At 33.5% G+C, this 16,076-nt stretch carries 20 protein-coding genes; 8 read left to right on the forward strand and 12 right to left on the reverse strand.

The genetic code is table 11. The features are described from left to right. Nucleotides 1–85: 85 nt before the first annotated feature. Nucleotides 86–1,774 (reverse strand): CocE/NonD family hydrolase, encoded by a 1,689-nt coding sequence (locus tag HYI43_02135; GenBank protein ID UDI77405.1) that lies wholly within the window; start codon nt 1,772–1,774, stop codon nt 86–88. Nucleotides 1,775–1,932: 158 nt separating this feature from the next. On the opposite strand from HYI43_02135, the gene HYI43_02140 reads away from it, so the two are divergent. The 4 genes from HYI43_02140 (at nt 1,933) to HYI43_02155 (ending at nt 4,903) form a co-directional block, all read left to right on the forward strand. Beyond that, on the forward strand, nt 1,933–2,526 hold the full coding sequence (locus HYI43_02140) for a TetR/AcrR family transcriptional regulator (protein ID UDI77406.1): 594 nt from the start codon (nt 1,933–1,935) through the stop codon (nt 2,524–2,526). A gap of 578 nt (nt 2,527–3,104) precedes the next feature. Continuing rightward, nucleotides 3,105–3,617: a hypothetical protein gene (locus HYI43_02145; GenBank protein ID UDI77006.1), complete on the forward strand. Its 513-nt coding sequence runs from the start codon at nt 3,105–3,107 to the stop codon at nt 3,615–3,617. 3 nt (nt 3,618–3,620) lie between these two features. Continuing rightward, on the forward strand, nt 3,621–4,124 hold the full coding sequence (locus tag HYI43_02150) for a DUF3278 domain-containing protein (GenBank protein ID UDI77407.1): 504 nt from the start codon (nt 3,621–3,623) through the stop codon (nt 4,122–4,124). Between the two features lie 62 nt (nt 4,125–4,186). Next, nucleotides 4,187–4,903 (forward strand): epoxyqueuosine reductase QueH, encoded by a 717-nt coding sequence (locus HYI43_02155; protein UDI77408.1) that lies wholly within the window; start codon nt 4,187–4,189, stop codon nt 4,901–4,903. Nucleotides 4,904–4,959: 56 nt separating this feature from the next. On the opposite strand, the gene HYI43_02160 is transcribed toward HYI43_02155, so the two are convergent. Both HYI43_02160 and HYI43_02165 read right to left on the reverse strand, forming a co-directional pair. Beyond that, nucleotides 4,960–5,247 carry a hypothetical protein gene (locus HYI43_02160; protein ID UDI77409.1) on the reverse strand — a complete coding sequence of 96 codons (288 nt, stop codon included), beginning with the start codon at nt 5,245–5,247 and terminating at the stop codon, nt 4,960–4,962. An 81-nt stretch (nt 5,248–5,328) separates the two neighbouring features. Beyond that, complete coding sequence (locus HYI43_02165; protein ID UDI77410.1) at nt 5,329–6,396, reverse strand: quinone-dependent dihydroorotate dehydrogenase; 1,068 nt, start codon at nt 6,394–6,396, stop codon at nt 5,329–5,331. A gap of 225 nt (nt 6,397–6,621) precedes the next feature. Here HYI43_02165 and HYI43_02170 point away from each other — a divergent pair, with 225 nt between their 5' ends. Further along, a complete protein-coding gene (locus HYI43_02170) occupies nt 6,622–7,476 on the forward strand; it encodes a fructosamine kinase family protein (GenBank protein ID UDI77411.1) in 855 nt (284 codons plus the stop codon). A gap of 52 nt (nt 7,477–7,528) precedes the next feature. On the opposite strand, the gene HYI43_02175 is transcribed toward HYI43_02170, so the two are convergent. The 6 genes from HYI43_02175 to HYI43_02200 form a co-directional block, all read right to left on the reverse strand. After that, complete coding sequence (locus tag HYI43_02175; GenBank protein UDI77412.1) at nt 7,529–8,476, reverse strand: amidohydrolase; 948 nt, start codon at nt 8,474–8,476, stop codon at nt 7,529–7,531. 6 nt (nt 8,477–8,482) lie between these two features. After that, nucleotides 8,483–9,115 carry a bile acid 7-alpha dehydratase gene (locus HYI43_02180; protein UDI77413.1) on the reverse strand — a complete coding sequence of 211 codons (633 nt, stop codon included), beginning with the start codon at nt 9,113–9,115 and terminating at the stop codon, nt 8,483–8,485. Between the two features lie 25 nt (nt 9,116–9,140). Then, on the reverse strand, nt 9,141–9,977 hold the full coding sequence (locus tag HYI43_02185; GenBank protein UDI77414.1) for an alpha/beta hydrolase: 837 nt from the start codon (nt 9,975–9,977) through the stop codon (nt 9,141–9,143). A gap of 81 nt (nt 9,978–10,058) precedes the next feature. Then, nucleotides 10,059–11,063 (reverse strand): amidohydrolase, encoded by a 1,005-nt coding sequence (locus HYI43_02190; protein UDI77415.1) that lies wholly within the window; start codon nt 11,061–11,063, stop codon nt 10,059–10,061. A 37-nt stretch (nt 11,064–11,100) separates the two neighbouring features. Then, entirely contained in the window at nt 11,101–11,805 is a 705-nt protein-coding gene (locus tag HYI43_02195; protein UDI77416.1) for an SDR family NAD(P)-dependent oxidoreductase, read from the reverse strand. Then, nucleotides 11,805–12,362 carry a TetR/AcrR family transcriptional regulator gene (locus HYI43_02200; protein UDI77417.1) on the reverse strand — a complete coding sequence of 186 codons (558 nt, stop codon included), beginning with the start codon at nt 12,360–12,362 and terminating at the stop codon, nt 11,805–11,807. Before HYI43_02200 ends, HYI43_02195 begins: the two co-directional genes overlap by 1 nt. 123 nt (nt 12,363–12,485) lie before the next feature. Between HYI43_02200 and HYI43_02205 the strand changes: the two genes are divergently transcribed. Genes HYI43_02205 through HYI43_02215 form a run of 3 tightly spaced genes read left to right on the forward strand, consistent with a single transcriptional unit; the run spans nt 12,486 to nt 14,020 of the window. Then, nucleotides 12,486–12,785 carry a DUF2316 family protein gene (locus HYI43_02205; protein ID UDI77418.1) on the forward strand — a complete coding sequence of 100 codons (300 nt, stop codon included), beginning with the start codon at nt 12,486–12,488 and terminating at the stop codon, nt 12,783–12,785. A gap of 12 nt (nt 12,786–12,797) precedes the next feature. Further along, complete coding sequence (locus HYI43_02210) at nt 12,798–13,616, forward strand: NmrA/HSCARG family protein (GenBank protein ID UDI77419.1); 819 nt, start codon at nt 12,798–12,800, stop codon at nt 13,614–13,616. 26 nt (nt 13,617–13,642) lie between these two features. Continuing rightward, entirely contained in the window at nt 13,643–14,020 is a 378-nt protein-coding gene (locus tag HYI43_02215) for a VOC family protein (protein UDI77420.1), read from the forward strand. 55 nt (nt 14,021–14,075) lie between these two features. Here HYI43_02215 and HYI43_02220 read toward each other — a convergent pair whose 3' ends face one another. From HYI43_02220 to HYI43_02230, 3 genes are all read right to left on the reverse strand, one after another. Beyond that, the gene (locus HYI43_02220; protein UDI77421.1) at nt 14,076–14,312 is read right to left on the reverse strand and encodes a DUF896 domain-containing protein; all 237 of its coding nucleotides are present in this window, start codon (nt 14,310–14,312) and stop codon (nt 14,076–14,078) included. Between the two features lie 12 nt (nt 14,313–14,324). Next, nucleotides 14,325–15,269, reverse strand: a complete 945-nt coding sequence (locus tag HYI43_02225) for an LLM class oxidoreductase (GenBank protein ID UDI77422.1) — start codon at nt 15,267–15,269, stop codon at nt 14,325–14,327. 207 nt (nt 15,270–15,476) lie between these two features. Next, on the reverse strand, nt 15,477–16,067 hold the full coding sequence (locus HYI43_02230; protein ID UDI77423.1) for a TetR family transcriptional regulator: 591 nt from the start codon (nt 16,065–16,067) through the stop codon (nt 15,477–15,479). Nucleotides 16,068–16,076 lie beyond the last annotated feature (9 nt).

A 16,076-nucleotide genomic window follows, 5' to 3' on the forward strand; every position in this document is an offset into this window, starting at 1 on the left:
TAAGAAGCAACTTTATAATCAAACGTTGTCTTATCGCTCTTTTTAATTATATTAAATCGTGTCTTGTAATGGTTCAATAAAGGAGTTATTCAATTACTGGAATAATTAAGTGTGAATCAAAATCGCCACCTGTATAAACTAGGTGATTGCCTTTATTTACAGTATCTTCATGTTCATAACGTGTTTTCATATTAGGTAAAGGTGTACTATTGCCTTTTATAATTTCATTACCTTTAACAACAACGACTAACGTTTCACCTTTTTTAAATAATGTACCAGATGGTAATAACTCTATTTCCACTGGCACGACTTCATTTGGAGTAACTTTTTGTTCATGTGCATGTGTGTGCCATGGTTGTGCAATTGTAGATTTTGTTTCATCTAGTTCACGATGAGAAGCACGTAACCAACCTGTTGCGACTTGTCCTTTTTCAATATGGTTGAAATCTGGGAAATGTACTTCATTACCTTTACGGTCTAACTTTTTAATGCCCGCAAATATATCTAAATCATCAGCCTCTTCGGCAGCTATCCATAATTTTAATTTCATATTACCAACGAGTTCTGTATCTTGATTGAAAGTATAAGTGTAGCGTAATTCATCTTCATTGCTTTCTGAGTTATAACTTGCTACTGTACCTGTTGATATAGATTGATTATTAAGTGACATATCTGAGTTATTTAAATATAGTGCTTGATAATTTGCGTTTGGAAGCGGGAACTGAGTCGCGCTTTTAAATTCACCACGATATAATTTGTCACGCACTTCATAAATGACATGTGGTGTTTCTAACCAATCGTTATCTTCTTCTTTTAGATAATAGTCGAAGAATTCTTTTTGACGTTCAAGATTTTCACGTGCATAATAACTTTCCCATTCTTTACGACCATGTATATATAGCCATTTATTTTCAGAGTTAGCTTGTTTAAATCCTTCGAAAGAACCTCTGTTGTGTAGTCCTTGAGTAGACCAACTTGCACAAGTTAATAGTGGTGTAGTGATATGAGCAAGTGGTGCTTGACGTTGTTTCCAGAATTCATCAAATAATGGATGATCTTTTTGAGCTTGAATTAAATCTTCAATATTTGGATTATCTGTCCATCTCGCGAAGATACCTTTTATCCAGAAACGGAAAAATCCAGTATCTGGTATACCACCGTGAAAGGCTACTTCACGATACATATCATTTAAGCCTTCCCATGGAATCATCGCTTTAAGATGTGGTGGATTAAGTGAAGCGACCCACCATTGAGTGACAGCTAAATAAGACACGCCATTTGTACCTATATTACCATTACTCCAATTTTGTTGTGCTGCCCATTCAATGACCTCATAGTAATCTTCAGCTTCACGTTTTGACCATGGAGATAGTACACCGTTTGAACCTGCGCTGCCTCTTAATGCGACTTTGACTACGACATAATCATTTGGAACCCAGAAACCAGGGTCTGGAGATTCTTCTGGTGTAAAACTTGAAGTAGGAATTGCACCTAATGTAGGCCATGCAGCACCCATATTTGTAATTTTAGGTTTATTATCTTTGCCATATGTGTCAGCAGACATGACAACTGGAAATTGGCCTTCTTTATCAGGTCTGAAAATATTAATATATAATTGTTCGCCATCTTTCATGTTTACTGATACATTTTTTTCCATAATCATTTCTTGGTTACCATATTGGATGCTATCTACTACGATATGATTTAAACCATCTTTGACTTCTTCAACATTTGTAACTTCTAATTGTGGATTACCTAAATTATTTTGTACCATGTTAGTCATCCTCTCTTTTTTACATGTCTAATGAATACAACTTCATAGTAAAACCAAATGACATGGGAAACAACGAGCAATGCGTTGTCAGTTGTACGAAAACCAACAAAATCGATATAATTGTATAAAAATAGATACTTAAAAGTGAGGTCTAGACCATGACTCAAGATCGTAGAATTAGAAAATCCCAACAGGCAATTAAAGATGCATTTATAAAATTACTACATGAACATCAGTTTGCTGATATCACTGTGCAACAAATTGCAGATTTAGCGGATATCAATCGTGGCACATTTTATACGCATTATTTAGATAAATATGACTTATTAGAAAAAATGGAAGACGAACATGTAGATATTGTGCGTGAGTTTATTATAGATAGTAAAAATAGTAGTGGTGGAAAGTTCTCAACCGAAGATTTAAGACAAATAATGGAATTCCTTATCGCACATATTGAAGATAATATAGAGTTTTATCGTCTAATGTTTAAAATTGGTAAAGAGTCCATGTTACATGAAAAGTTATATGGGGTATTAAATAATTATTTGAATAGTTTTGCCAATATAGAAGGTGAAATTAGTGGTATTCCATTCTCATATTTTATGAGTTATGTATCAGGTGCAGGATTATCATTTTTAAGACATTGGGTAGAAGATGGTAACCGTATCCCTAAAGAAGATTTAATCCAATATTTTTATGATATTGTTAATAACGGTCCAGCTACCATTATACAAAGAGAAATTAATAAATAATATATCGCTTCTAATTACTGATCATGGTGATTAGGAGCTTTTTCATTTTAGAAAAAGGATTATATACCGTTGAATTAAGCATATATTATTGAGTTTTATATAATGGCATACGATGTATAATGAAACGCATAAAAATGAGGGAACCTATTATGTTGTTATGTATTTCTAACTCTATGAATCCAATTGGGAGAGAGGGGGAGAGCATGATGATAATAGATATAACGGTTCATCTCCCATTAACTGACATTCTATTAATCTTGGGTTATACATTTATTTTAATATTTAAAATTAAGCATAAAAAATAACGTTTTCTTAAACCACAATTAAGAAAACGTTAACCCAATAATAGAAATTGGAGATACATATTGGCTTAGCTATAAGTCAGTAATATGTCCTTTATTTTTACACCTAGTTCCAAATCTCAAACGGTCTAGGTGTTTTTTATTACAATTATTGTAGCATAACACTTGATGTTAAGCAAACTAAATAGAATCTTTGTGTCGGCTATATTTGACACATACAGAAATGTCGTTTATATTTGACATAAATCGTTATCAATGACATAGAGGTGATCAAAGATGACAAAATTTAGAGATAAAATGATTAATCGAATCATCGGGACAACGACTGAACGTGATGAACGTGAGAAAGAACAAATATACACACAATTTACTTCAGCGTTCCTAATTACCTATTTTGGGTTATTAGTTTTGGCGATTGTGGGCGTAATCAATGACATGTTTGTACGACAAGTTACGATTCCTACTATTGGCATATTTCTTTTATTTTTTATTGCTAACGTTTCATTATTAATCGGTATTCGTAAACATAACTTAGATAAGGATTATGTTTATTCACAAAAAGAGTATCAGATTTTATTGAGAAAGCATAAGATGAGTTGTATTTTTGCAGGTATTATGTTTGGTGTTATGACAACGATTTTTAATTTAATGGGACTGTATTTTTCTCATCAACCTATCGACATAGGCTTCTTAATATTAAATGTGAGTTTTTCAACAATCGTCTTTGGTGTTTTATCATATTTCTTCGGTAAAAGAAAAATTATTAAAGAATATGGCGAGGGGGATTAAGCAATGAATAAATTTAGTAATATATTATTTAATTGGTTCACTCAAAATCCAACAGGCCGTGATGAACGTGAACAAGGTGTACTTGAACACAAGTTAGCATTACTTTTTATCTTTACTTATATAAGTATCATAGTGCTCGGAGCGATAAGTTTAATCGTGGATATAAAGAATGACACTATGAGTTTCGGAACAATTTGTTTGTTAGCCATGAGTGTTATTTTAACGTTTGTATCTCTATGGGTTAATAGAAGAAATCGTTTAGATGAATTAAAAGCAACCTCTGCTGAAGAGTATAAAAATTGGGTGAAGAAACTTGCTTTAAAATGTATATTTTCCGTCGTATATTTTATAGTAGTCATGTTCATTATGACAGGCGTTATCTTCCCCTACATTTTTAATGACGGATTTCACTTTAAAGCGCAATTAATTCAATGTGTTATCTCTGGCGTGCTATTCGGTGGTATCATGTTTGTTTATTATATGATTATGTTAAAAAAAGAATATTAACTATTATTCGACTCCTTAATTATTATATAATTAATTTATATAATACCTAAGGAGTCATTTTTATGTTAAAAGCGGATCCAATCATTGCTAAAATGAAAAATCAAAAAATTAATTATGATCGTGTACTGAAAAAATTAATTAATCAATGGGAAAGAGAAGAATTACGACCTAAGATACTTTTGCATAGTTGTTGTGCACCATGTAGTACGTATACTTTGGAATACTTAACACAGTATGCAGATATTGCTATTTACTTTGCTAATCCCAATATTCATCCTAAAAATGAATATTTAAGACGTGCAAAAGTCCAAGAACAATTTGTTACTGACTTTAATGAGAGAACAGGACAAAGTGTTAAATATATTGAAGCGGAATATAAACCACATGAATTTATGAAGATGGCGAAATCGCGAGGACTCACTGAAGAACCTGAAGGCGGCCTACGTTGTACAGCATGTTTTGAAATGCGTTTAGAGCTTGTGGCCGAAGCAGCAGTAAAATATGGTTATGATTACTTTGGTAGTGCGTTAACATTGTCACCTAAAAAGAATGCACAATTGATTAATGAACTTGGTCTAGAAGTTCAAAATATTTACGATGTAAATTATTTACCTAGTGATTTTAAGAAGAATAAGGGCTATGAACGCTCAATTGAAATGTGCAATGACTATCATATATTTAGACAATGCTATTGTGGATGTGTCTTCGCTGCGATGGCACAGGGGATTGATTTCAAAGTGATTAATCAAGAGGCGAAAGACTTCTTACAACAATTTTAAATAAAAACTAAAAACTCCTAATTTGAGTTTCAGTACTTCAAATTAGGAGTTGGAATTTAGATTGTTCGATGGATAAAACGTATAATCGCTAGCACGGCAATGACAAAAGTTGAAAGTACGCCTGCGATTTTTAACCCTTTTTTCTGTTTTTCAGGTTCAGGGTCGCCTTTTTCCATCATTTCTAATAACTCACGTTCAATTTCTAAGTCTAATGCTGTTTTTTTCTCTCCATTATAACCAATACTATTGTCGTCATTATGATGTTGTGTATCTTCTTTCGTAGACGGTTCGCTAGTTTCTTCTGACTTTGAATCTGAATGTTTATTTTTATCTTCTACAGTCATTGATATAATCCCCCGATAATCTTGTTATCTTTGGTTATAGTATAGTGCATTATACAATTAAGTAAAGTATTTTAATATGGACTATTTCGCATCTAAACCGATAATTTCACTTACATTATGATAGTGATGTTGTTTTAAATATGTAGCGATGTCTTTATTAATCTTCTTTGTTAATCCGGGGCCTTCTATGACTAAAGAAGAATAAATTTGAACAAGAGATGCACCATTACGCATCATTTGAATCGCATCTTTCGCACTGAATATACCGCCTGTTCCAATAATTAAGAATTCGCCTTTAGTTTGTTGATAGGCCCATTTCACTAATTCTAAGTTTCTTTTGAAAAGTGGTTGACCACTTAATCCGCCATCTTCTACTTTATTTGAAGAAGTTAAACCATCACGTTGTCGTGTCGTATTCGCTAATATCATACCATCGAATGTTTCTGTAATCGCAGGTAAAATCGTTTTAAAACCATCAAGCTCTAAATCTGAAGTTAATTTTAAGAAAATAGGGACGTTCACTTCTGTATGTGCTTTGAAATCTTTCAATGCTTTACATAACATAGAAAATTCATCTTTATCATGGAAACTTTGCAAATTCTCAGTATTTGGTGAGCTTATATTAACTGTAAAGAAGGATACATCTGCTTTAAACGTATCAATCACCTTAATGTAATCTTGATAGCGATCGTTGTATGGCGTCGTTTTATTGACGCCAACATTTAGTCCAACTGGGATGTTATAAGCATAACGACGTAAATTCCATAACGCGCGGTTCATACCAATATTGTTAAAGCCCATACGGTTAATTAGTGCATTGTCTTCAACTAAACGATACATACGTGGTTTAGGATTGCCATCTTGAGGTTTAGGTGTAATACCACCTAGTTCAAGTGCACCAAAACCAACATTTTCAAGTGCTTTAGGGACTTCACAAGATTTGTCAAAGCCTGCAGCTAAGCCGATTGGATTATTAAATGTAATACCTTTAATCGTTTGTGTTAATGATGGGTCTTCATAATTAAATATTTTATGCATCACAGGTAATAAGAAAGGGCGCTTTTGTGCAAGTTTTAAAGCGTCGATCGTCATACCGTGTGCTTTTTCAGGATCAAATTTAAATAATAGTGGTTTAATTAATTTATACATAATAATGCTCCTATTTCATTGTATTTGAGGCTTACTATCCTCATTTAATATCATTGAAAAAACATTCCTCTCTAAGACTAGCATGTTCAACAATAATTGCATAGTTAATTTAATCACTGTTTGAAAATTTGCCTCAACTTAAATCTATATAAGAACGAACGATTAGTTAACACATTTTCAGGAAATATAATAATAAAGAGAGAGGTATTAGAAGGAGGAAACATCATGAAAAAAGAATGGCAAGCACAGCTACCATTAGACCATATCAGTGATATTTCACCAGTGAGTGGTGGAGATGTCAACGAAGCATTCAAAGTAACGACTGAAGATGGTGCGTATTTCTTGTTAGTTCAACGCAATCGAGATAAGTCATTCTATGCAGCTGAAATAGCTGGACTCGATGCATTTGAACAAGCAGGTGTAACGGCACCACGTGTGATAGATAGTGGTGAAATAAATGGGGATGCTTTCTTGATATTAAGTTATTTAGATGAAGGAACAAGTGGTAGCCAGCGTGAATTAGGTCAGTTAGTAGCAAAAATGCATCGTCAGCAACAACACGATGGGAAATTTGGTTTCGATTTGCCTCACGAGGGTGGGGATATTTCATTTGATAATTCATGGTCAGATTCATGGATTGAAATCTTTGTCGAACGTCGCATGGATCATTTGAGAGATGAATTGATGCGTAAAGGCTTATGGAATGACGAAGATAATAAAGTTTACGAACAAGTACGTACGGTGATGATAAATGAATTAATTGAGCATCATAGTAAACCATCATTATTACATGGAGATTTATGGGGTGGCAATTACATGTTCTTAACGGATGGAAGTCCAGCGTTATTCGACCCAGCACCATTTTATGGTGATAGAGAGTTTGATTTAGGTATTACGACTGTATTTGGCGGCTTTACCCAAGAATTCTATGACGAATATGAGAAACATTATCCTCTAGGAAAAGGTGCACGTAAGCGATTAGAATTTTATAGATTATATTTATTTATGGTCCATTTACTCAAATTTGGTGGAATGTATGCAAGTAGCGTAAATCGATCAATGGATGAAATATTGGCATAAAGATAAAAATTATGGAGGCATAGGTATCAATATAACCATGCCTCCATAATTTTTAATCTTCATTAATTGTTTTTAATAACTGTTTGCCGTTATCATATAACATTTTTTCAAGTTCATGTCGTGAGATTAATTCAGTTGATTCTAATTCATCTGCTAACATCGTTACAACTTGATCTGTTGTATAAGGTGCATCTGAACCATATACAATTTTATTCATATCTACACATTGAGCGATATTTGGAAGCTGATAAGGTAAGACTTTTCCAGCTAAATCAAAGTATAACTCTTTCATAACTTGTTCTAAATCATCAGGTTGACGCTCACTTCCAAACATCTTATTACCCATTGCAACTCGTTGTGCAATGACAGGGAGTAATGCACCACAATGCGGAATAATCCATTTAATATTCGGATACTTGCTAAACACATTGTTTTGACTCATGTAGATGACTGTACGTGTTGTATCAAAAATAAACTCCATTAAAGGTGCAGGAACAACGTCGCTCATTGCTTCAATATTCGGTTTAGGCTCATTTGGATGGAGTGCCACAACGGCATGACGTTCATTTAATTTAGCTAAGACTTTATCTAGGCGGTCATCACCAATATAAATACCACGTGCATTCGTAGGTAAAGTGAAACCTAAAGCACCTTGTTGATCTAATGCGGTATCAATCGTGGCAATACTTTCTTCAACCAATGGTATTGGTAACGTCGCAAAGAAACCTAATTGCTCTGGATATTTGTGCGTAAATTCAGATGCATACGCATTGACTTCTTTAGATAAGTCAATCATTTCTTCATCTGGCGCCACACTGATATGTGGGCTCGAAATAGATAGCACACCATATTCAATTTCCATACGTGTCATTAATTCTAAATAACCTTCAGGTGAGAACTTCGGTGTTGCCACACCATCGCCTTTACCATCGAAATAATCATCTAGAAATTTCGAGAACCCAGGTGATATATAATGTGCATGTAAATCAATTTTCTTCATATTTTATTACGCTTCTTTCTCTTCTTCTTTAAAAGTTAGCCAATCATCAATTTCAGCATAATAGGCATTGACTTCGTTCGGTCTATCAATGCCTTGTAGCTCACTGTTCACATCATAGCCAATGGCATTTAATGCATAAGATAAGCAAGCATAGCTTGGACGATAATCCGCAAAGTCATCCTTTGGCAAATTAATCGTCGTCGGTTTAACCGGTGTTAGGCTATCTTTCTCATATATACATTCAAGACGTGTAATATACCAAACGCCTTGATTATCTTGTTCGAGACAATATACTAATTTGGCATCTGATTGTAATTCCATTTCAACATTTTGAATTGAAAAGCGTGTTTGAATAGTCGCTTGCATAATTGCTACAGCACGTGTGTCATTAATCCAAATTTGAGAATGATGGATTTGATGAGGGGCATAGCGATTCATTGCTTTAGATGAAGCGACAAACTCACTACCATTACCTTTAAACCATGAAATATTGATATAAGAATCATCTGCGAAACATGTTTCCATGCTTTCCCATAGGGCATTATCACGACAGAAACGTTCAAATTGAATAAGCTCAAGAATATCTTCTTTGGCTAGTAACGTTTCGTTAGTATAAGGTTTATTTCTCGTGAAAAGCACTAAAATGACACTCCTTTAATTCAAATTAACCCCACATTTCAAGTAATACTTTAGCGAAACCTTCAGGTTCTTGAACGTATCCTAAGTGACCACCTGGAATATCGATGATTTTGATACCAGTTTCTTCAGAAATGAAGAAGTTAACTTCTTGAGGGAATGAACCTTTTGAAGCTGTACCATTTAATAAAGTAATGATGTCTTTATGTTTTTTGAAATCATCAATTGAAATATCAGATTCTGTATATTGACGAATTTCATATTTGAACCAACCTAACATTTCATCGAAACGTTTTTTACTGTCAGCATCATTTTCAGCTTGAGCTGGTTTTGACATGTATTGTTGGTCTAATTTACTAATTTGTAACGTTTCGCCAAATAATTTCATTGCTTGAGGCATACCTTCATTAATCGCAATATCAATGATTTCAGCATTTTTATCTTGCCAATATTTTGCATCTGGTAAGAATGTGTTAATTGGTGGTTCGTGGAATGCGATTTTTTTAACGACATCAGGATGTTCTTTTAAAACGTGCATTGCCACGATTGAACCTGAGCTTGAACCTAATACATAGACAGGATCATCACTTAATGATTTCGCTAATTCAGCGATATCTTGTGCGTCACGTTTAACACGGTAACGACTATCTGGATTGATTGCTTCTTCAGGTAGTGGCTCAGTTAATTCACTTTGGCCATATCCACGACGATCTACAGCGACAACAGTGAATTTATCTTTTAATTGTTGTGCAAGTGGCATGAAGATATCTCCAGTACCGTTTGCACCAGGGATGAAGATGATAACAGGACCATTGCCCACTTTGTGATAACGTAATTTAGCGCCTTGTAATTCTAATGTTTCCATTTATAAAACCTCCGATAAAAATTAATTTTAGGATTAAAATATTGAATCGATATGATTTAAGCTTAGATTGTATTAACTTTATTATTTATCTAAGCCTAATAATTTAGCGCCATTGGTATAACTAATTTTCTCTTGTTCTTCTTCAGTCAAACCTAGTTCATTTAAAAATGTGCCTAAATTTTCCGGTTCAACATAAGGATAGTCAGCTGAATATAAGATTCTATCAATACCGACTTCTTCTTTAACTAAATCAAATTGTGGTTTCGTTAACATACCACTTGGTGTAATATAGAAATTATTTTTGAAATAATGACTAATTGGATGTTGTAGGTGATCTGCAAATAAAATAGAATCCATACGTTCTAAGAAGAATGGTACAAATTCGCCCCAGTGTCCAATAATAATATTTAAGTTTGGATGACGATCAAATACACCTGAAAGCACTAAATGAATTGCGTGAATACCTACATCAACATGCCAACCATAACCGAAACAAGCAAATGTAGCAGCTGTTACGTCAGGATAGTTACCTTTATAGTAAGCTTGATATACATCACTTTGTACTGGAGATGGATGTAGATAGATCGGTGCGTTTAATGTTTCTGCAGCAGCAAAAAGTGGTTCGTACTCATCTTGGTCAAGGAAACCGTTTTTAGGGTGTCCCATGATTAATGCGCCTTTGAACCCCAAATCATTAATACAGCGTTTGAATTCTTCAACTGCAGCTTGTGGTTCATTAATAGGTAACGTCGCAAATCCAACAAAGCGTTCTGGATATTTTTCAACATAGTCTGCTAATGTATCATTCGCTTTTTTACATAAATCAATCGCACATTGTCCTTCTAAATTTGATGGTGCGCCATTACCATAGGATAAAACTTGCATTTCAACATCATGTTTATCCATAAAATGGATACGTTTATCATGATGTGAGATTTCATCAGCATCTGTGAAACCAGATTTTTGTTCGAGACCTTCAAGCATTGTTTTCATTGGTACACCTTTAGGGTCAGCAGACATATACTTCATTGTTTCTTTTTGAATATCTTCTACAACATAATGTTCTTCAAAGTTAATACTTTTCATTAGAAAAGCCTCCTAAAATTTAAATAATTATTCAAAATTACCAAGGCATAGTTCCATTACCATCAATAAAGGTACCTGTAGGACCATCTTTATCGATAGTTGCAAGTTTAACGATAGGGATAACACCTTCTGATGCTGGTTTAGAGTTGTTACTAAAGTCTCCAACTAAATCCGTGTTGGTTGAACCAGGATCAGCAACATTGATTTGAATATGCGGTAATCCTTTCGCATATTGTACTGTCAGCATTGTTACTGCTGATTTAGATGAACAGTAAGCTAATGAGTTTACTTTTGATTCTTGCGTATCTGGATTAGTTACCATGCCAAATGAACCTAAACCGCTACTTACATTGACTACCACTGGTTGTTCAGATTGTTCAAGAAGTGGTATGAAGGTGTTCATCATTCTGACAATGCCAAAGACATTTGTATTATAGACATTTTGAACATCTTCTACGGTTAATTCTGCTGGTCTTTTAAATCCACCTGAGATACCAGCATTATTGACTAATACGTCTAAACGTCCTTCTTGTTCTTGAATGGTTTTAAAAGCATTTTGGACTGAAATATCATCAGTGACATCCAATTGAACAAATTCGACACCGAGTTCGTCAGCAGCTTTGCGTCCACGGTCAGCATCTCGAGAGCCAATGTAGACTTTATGACCTCGTTCTTTTATTTCTTTAGCAGTTTCAAAGCCTAACCCTTTGTTACCGCCAGTGATTAACGTGATTCTTTCCATTATTTTGTCACCTCATTTGGCAAATATAGTTTGATTAAATTATTTCTAAATGTTTCATTAGAAAGTTGTCGTTCATTTTTTTGAAATTCAAATGTATTGGTTGTCAAAGATTTTAATAGCATATCTGTTTTAAATATTGCCCAGGATTCATCATTATAATCATTAAATAAATCAAAATAATATTGATTTAAATGTTTGAAGAAGTCACTCTCGCGGAACAACTGGGCATTGTCTTTACCTTCAATACAATTTAGTAAACCACTATTATCCGTTTTAAATTTTAAAAATATATCAAGAGAATGCGCCATGATGTCTTTCTTAGCAACGTATTGCGTTTTAATTTCTAACATTTGCGTCATAATGTCATCAAAATCATGTTCGATAATGCGATAACATAAGTCACTTTTATCTTTGAAATGTCGATATAGTGTACCCATACCAATATTCAATTCCTTAGAAATTCTATTCATACTTACATTTTCAACGCCTTCAGAATTAAATAATTCTAATGCTTTGTTTTCTATACGCTGTCGATTCTTTAATGCATCTTTACGCATCATATCACCTCTTAAATTTATTTTATTGACAAACGGATAACTGTCCGTTTATTATAAATCTTGTTAATGATGATTACAAACATAAAGGGTTAATCAATTTATTTTTTGAAAAGAGGGGTAAGTATGTCATTAAATAAAGAACAAAGACAAGTGACGAGTGAAGAGTTAAAAGCACATTTCCATGAATCAACATTGAGTATTGAAAATATTGCCCAAGAAATGAATATTTCTATAGAAGAAGTGGAAAGAGTATTAAACATGGATGCCCCAAATGGTTTCTTTGGCAATAAATTACAAAAATTTATACACTTAGTATGGGATGTTCGTGATTTAATCAATGATAATATTAGACAAAACGGCGATCAACCTAAAGACTATACGTATTTAAAAGGTGAGAAAGAAGATTATTGGTTTTTACAATAGGAGAGATAAATAATGAGTAAAAGTATATTAGTTATTGGTGCTACAGGTAAACAAGGTAACGCTGTAGTAAAGCAATTATTGAAAGATGATTGGAAAGTTCGTGCTTTTACACGTAATAAAAATAATGAAAAATTGACTTCAATCGATAGTGACAATTTAGAAATATTTGAAGGCGATTTAAGTAATCAAGATAGCTTAACAAAGGCTATGGAAGGACAATATGGTGTTTATAGTGTTCAACCTATTATTGTAGACAATGTAGAAGAAGAATTACGTCAAGGTAAGATGATTATTCAAACAGCGGAACAACAAGGTATTGAATACATTGTTTACAGCACTGCAGGTGGTGTCAATCGTGACCGTACAGGTCCGCATTTCGAAGCCTTAGCCGATATTGAGAATGAACTTAAAGAGAGTTCATTAAATTATACGATTATTAAACCGTCATTCTTTATGGATAACTTCTTAAGAATTACTAAAGTAGAAAATGGCGAAATTGTAATCCCTGAATTTATCGATAGAGATATTAAATTTGCGATGATTTCTTCAATCGATATCGCTAAAATTGCAGCCAATGTGTTTGCGAACACTGAAAAATATAATCACCAAGCGATTGAAATCGCTTCTGATGAACTTACGTTAAAAGACGTTGTGAAAACATTTGCTACGGTGACAGGTAAACCTACAGAAATTAAAGGTTCATTTTCAAGTGGCACTGCTGAACGTGGTTGGCTAGAAGAGAAAGGTTATGTGATTGATTTTAATCAAATGGATGAGATTAATCCTAATCGTTTAACGTTAGAACAATGGATTAGTGAAGTGAATTTTTAATTTTTTAGAAAATGAGGGGGGAGACTATGATTCAATCAATGTGGTTTAATTTACATGTTGAAGATTTAGAACGTAGCGAGCAATTTTACAAAAATTTAGGCTTTGAAATTAATAAAAATCCAGATATGCTAGATAAAATGGTTGGTATCCAAATCGGACAAACAATTGTGATCTTAATTGAAAATAATCATTTCGAAAAGGTGACACATGAATCAGTTTCAAAACAACCAAATGAAGTCATCATATCTTTAGGTGTAAAAACGAATGATGAAGTAGATGAGTTAATGCATAAAGTGGAAGCATTAGGTGGTAAGGTGATTGATGAACCTAAGACTTCTCAAGGATATTACGGTGCAACTTTTGCAGACCCAGATGGACATAAATACAATTTCTTAGTTTGTTAGCTAAAAATCAAAAGCCCTCGAAAAATCAATTTCGAGGGCCTTACTTTGTATACAACTAATTTTCTTGAATGTTGCCGTATTCTTCTCTTAAGTCATACACTTTATCTGGTGTAACGTCTTGACCAAGTGGGTCTAAAACTTTCATCGTTGAGAAAGTATGGAGCACTTGACCTCTAATCATACCTAAATATTCTTGTCTTAATTGATGTTGTTCTTGTTTTTCTTCAACACTCAAACTTTCAACTTTTTCTTTATTTGCTAATTGATTAATTCTATCTAATAATTCTCTCATTATTTATTCCTCCTAATTTGTATGAGCTGGAAAGTGCGGTACAATATACGTTCCAACTTCTTCTATTAGTTCTTCGATATCACGATCATCATTTGTAAATCTTAAGATAATATGATTTGTATTAATTGATTCATAAGCTTTTAATATTTGTAATAAATTTTTACGTCCAGTACGGAAACCACCTTTGATTGGTTTAACAATTTCGTTTGGATTTCGGGATAAATCAATCATTAAGATATTCATAAACGGTTTGAAGCGGTCAGTGCCACTGTGCCATTCATTTACGAGTTTCTTTTGATCTTGAAAAGGTTGGGCGTAAAATAACCAACCATCCATATGTTGTTGTAACCAGGACATAGACTGTCTTGAGTAGCCTGTACCAAACATAGGAATCGTATGATACTTAGGCAATGCTTGTAACCCTGAATCCTCATATAATTCAAAAATTGAATTTGAGATGTTGGGAGAATGTGATTGCCAAAGTGCTCTTAATGATTGAATGGTTGTTTGATAACGTTCTGTTAATTCACTTTCATTTACTTTAAATGCAGGGAATTCGAAAGAACGATCACCGGTAGCCATACCAAGTAATAAACGTTGATTGGAAATAAGATCAAGTGAGGCTGCTGATTTAGCTAGGTGGATAGGATGTCGTAAGGTTGCTACGGTACTACCCGTACCTAGTGCAATCTTAGAGGTAAAGGCACTCAGATAGGTTAAAAAGACGAACGGATCATAATTCGTTGTAACATTGCCTAAATGAGGACTGTACAGTGGATTATCTCTCACAGATAAACTTGTAAATCCCAAAGACTCCGCTTTTTGAGCGAGTCTCACTTGCGCATCAAAATCTATATTATTTTGTTGTTTATTATCAAATGGTATGGATAAACCTAGCGTCAATTTATTATTTTTAAACGTTCGTTTAAATCCCTCATGTTCATCGATATCTGACATGTCTTTCCCTCCTAACTCAATTGAATATTAAAACAACATGTATTATTTAACTAACACTTGTTGTATAAATGTAATATACGCCCTATTTGAATATTATACAACATACATGCTTATGAAACATGTTGTTTAGACAACAATGTTAACGATGTGTTGTTTTGTTTGGATTTTCCATAAAAAAACTTCCAAGGCTATGCCTCAGAAGTTGAATTATAAGTGTGTTATATGATGAATTAAGAAAGGTAAATTTTTATCTATAAAAGATTCAGCAGAAAGTGAACTTGTATCGAGCCAATGTCGGGCAAGTCCACAAATACCTGCAGCAAGGAAACTTGCACTATTAACAAGTATCTCAATATCATGATCTGGATAGCTATTTCGCAACATAATTGTAAAGATATCTTCTAACTCATTATTAATACGTTTATGTGCTTGATTACAAAATGTTTCACTGTTTAGCTTACATGATTCTTGAACTTCAACCATATAATGTGCAATTGAAACAAATAGATTAGAAATAACGATTTCATTTATAACGTCAGAAATTGATAAAGTGTCATTCAAATCTTTCAGAATCGTTTCAGATAAAGTGTAGTCGAGAATATCATATTTATCAGTAAAATGTGCATAAAATGTTGCACGATTCACTGTAGCACGTTCAGTAATGTCTTTTACAGTAATTTGAGACATTCTTTTCTCTCGAGAAACCTCTTGAAACGCTTCTACCAGTAATTTCTTTGTTCTAATAATTCGAGGATCAACTTTAGTCGTAGACAATACAGACACCTCCCTTGATGACATATCACTTAC

Origin of the sequence: Staphylococcus taiwanensis, from assembly GCA_020544305.1 — a bacterium.
Classification (GTDB): domain Bacteria; phylum Bacillota; class Bacilli; order Staphylococcales; family Staphylococcaceae; genus Staphylococcus; species Staphylococcus taiwanensis.